Genomic DNA, 2,289 nt, shown 5'->3' with positions numbered 1-2,289 from the left:
CCCGGCTACATCGACCTCAGCGAGGCCTACCACGACAGCGTGGAGGAGGCCTTCTTCCTCGGCGGCGAGGCACGGCTGTCCGCAGAGGGTCCGTTCCAGCCCGGTGACTACTTCTGGCGGCCGCCGGGGTGGGTGCACATGGCCGACGCTCCCGACGGCTTCGAGACGATCCTGATGATGGAGGGCGAGGACCCCGCCGAGGGCAGCGACCGCGTCTCGCGGGTGGTCCGGCCCGACGAGGAGGCCGGGCACAACCCGCGTCCGGAGCCCAACCAGGGGCTCGGTCCCCGCGGGTACGTCCGTCGCGTGGAGACCAGGTTCATGGTCTGGCGCAGCCACGACGACGACTTCACCGCGCTCGGCGGCGGAACCCTGCGCAGCAAGCTGCTCAGCCTCAACGAGGACACCGCCTCGCGCAGCGTGCTGGTCCGGCTGCCCGACGGATGGTCCTCGACGCCCGCCACCTCCGACCGGGACCGCTACCTGATCTCGACTGCCGGCCGGCTCGTCGCCGATGGCGGCGGGCTCTCCGCGTGCTCCCTGGTCCGGATCCCCGCCGGGGCCCCGGCGCCACGGATCGAGGCCGACGGGGACGTCGACCTCCTGGTCAAGGTCGGGTCTCCCCGATGAACCCCGGCGTCCGAGGCTGCTACGTCGACACCGCTTGGGGGCAGGTGCACGCGCTGCGGGCCGGGTCGGCCGGACCGTGGATCGGACTCTTCCACGAGTCCCCGCTGTCCTCGCGCGTGTTCGTCAAGGTGCTGGAGGAGCTCGCGCCCCATGCCCGGGTGGTCGCCTTCGACACCCCCGGGTACGGCGCGTCCACGCCCCCCGACGGCCCAGGTCGTGAGATCCCGGAGTACGCCGCGGTGCTCTGCGAGGCCGCCGAGCGGATCGGGATGCGGGACGTGGTGCTCGCCGGCGTCCACACGGGAGCCTCGATCGCCATCGAGGCCGCGCACCGGCTCTCGGGCGGGGTGGCCGGCGTGGTGCTCAGCGGAGTGGCGCTCTACGACGAGGAGGAGCGGGCCGCGCACATCGCCGGCTGGACGCCGGACGTCCCCACCGACGTCGACGGAGCTCAGTTCCGGTGGGCGGTGGAGCGCTACCAGCGGATCTGGCCGGACCTGACCCCCGAGCTGCTGCACACCGCGGCGATCGAGCTGCTGCGGGTCAAGGACCGCTACGACTGGGGCTACCAGGCGGCGTTCCGGCACGATCCCTCGGGTCCGCTCGCGTCCCTGGACGTGCCGGTCCTGCTCCTCGACGCCGAGTTCGACCTGCTCGCCGAGAAGGATGCGATGGCGATGGAGCTGGCCCGCGACGCGCGGCTGGAGATCCTTGAGGGCCTCCCGGGCCAGCCCCACCTCCGCGTGCCTGAGACCTACGCCGCGCACCTTCTGCAGTTCGCCCGCACCCACGTGACCGAGGGGGCCTCGTGACCGAGGTGCGCTGGACGGTGGCCGACCAGGTCCTCCATGCCGTCCTCGACGGTGAGGCGACCATGAACTCGATCGATCCGGGGGTGCTCGACGGCCTGGACGCGATGATGGACGCCGTCGACGACGACCGCTCGCTGCGAGCGGTGGTGATCACCGGAGCAGGTCCGAAGGCGTTCAGTGTCGGGATGGACCTGGACTTCCTCGGTCGCTGCTTCGGTGACCCCGACGGGGTGTTCCTGCCCTTCCTGGATCGGTTCCACCGGGTGCTGCGCCGCCTGGAGCAGCTGCCGGTGCCGGTGATCGCCCAGGTCAACGGGTTGGCCCGCGCCGGCGGCTTCGAGCTGATCTTGGCCTGCGACCTGGTGATCGCGGCGCATGAGGCACGCGTCGGAGACATCCACATCGACTTCGGGGTGCCGCCGGGCGCCGGGTCGAGCCAGCGGGCACCGCGCAAGCTCGGCGATCAGCGGGCGAAGGCCCTGATGCTGACGCCGCGCTGGCTCGACGGCCCGACGATGGTCGAGTGGGGCCTCGCCCTGGCCACCGCGCCCCGGGCGGACCTCGACGCGGAGGTCGAGCGCCTGCTGGAGGGCATCCGCGGTCGGTCCCGCCCGGTGATCGCAATGGTCAAGCGGCTGGTCGCAGCGCCGCAGTCGGTGACGATCGAGGAGGGCCTCCGCCTGGAGCGCGACCTGTTCGACCGGTTCATCCACGAGGTGCCGGATGCCGCCGAGGGTTTCACGGCGTACGTGCAGAAGCGACCAGCCGTCTGGGGGGATGCCGATGTCCGCGCCTTCCGCTGAGGTGCTGGCGCTGCTGCCGGAGTTCGCTCGCTCTGACGAGGAGC

Annotated in this window: 3 protein-coding genes; all 3 read left to right on the top strand. The window is 72.1% G+C overall.

The window, feature by feature from the left end; all coding sequences use genetic code 11:
• Positions 1-630: hypothetical protein (locus Q0L15_RS17430; protein ID WP_296605721.1), on the top strand; the 630-nt coding region annotated here is incomplete at its 5' end.
• Positions 627-1,442 (top strand): alpha/beta hydrolase, encoded by an 816-nt coding sequence (locus Q0L15_RS17425; RefSeq protein WP_296605720.1) that lies wholly within the window; start codon positions 627-629, stop codon positions 1,440-1,442. The genes Q0L15_RS17430 and Q0L15_RS17425, both read left to right, overlap by 4 nt.
• The gene (locus Q0L15_RS17420; protein WP_296605719.1) at positions 1,439-2,245 is read left to right on the top strand and encodes an enoyl-CoA hydratase-related protein; all 807 of its coding nucleotides are present in this window, start codon (positions 1,439-1,441) and stop codon (positions 2,243-2,245) included. The genes Q0L15_RS17425 and Q0L15_RS17420 overlap by 4 nt, the downstream gene beginning before the upstream one ends.
• Positions 2,246-2,289: the final 44 nt, after the last annotated feature.

Origin of the sequence: Nocardioides sp., from assembly GCF_024509035.1 — a bacterium.
Lineage (GTDB): Bacteria > Actinomycetota > Actinomycetes > Propionibacteriales > Nocardioidaceae > Nocardioides.
The sequence above is the reverse complement of the archived record's forward strand: the minus strand, read 5'-3'. Positions and strand labels throughout refer to the sequence as shown.

Bases quoted from the DNA above. Each gene is read 5' to 3' on its own strand.
- Q0L15_RS17425 (WP_296605720.1), top strand. From the start codon at position 627: ATGAACCCCGGCGTCCGAGGCTGCTACGTCGACACCGCTTGGGGGCAG.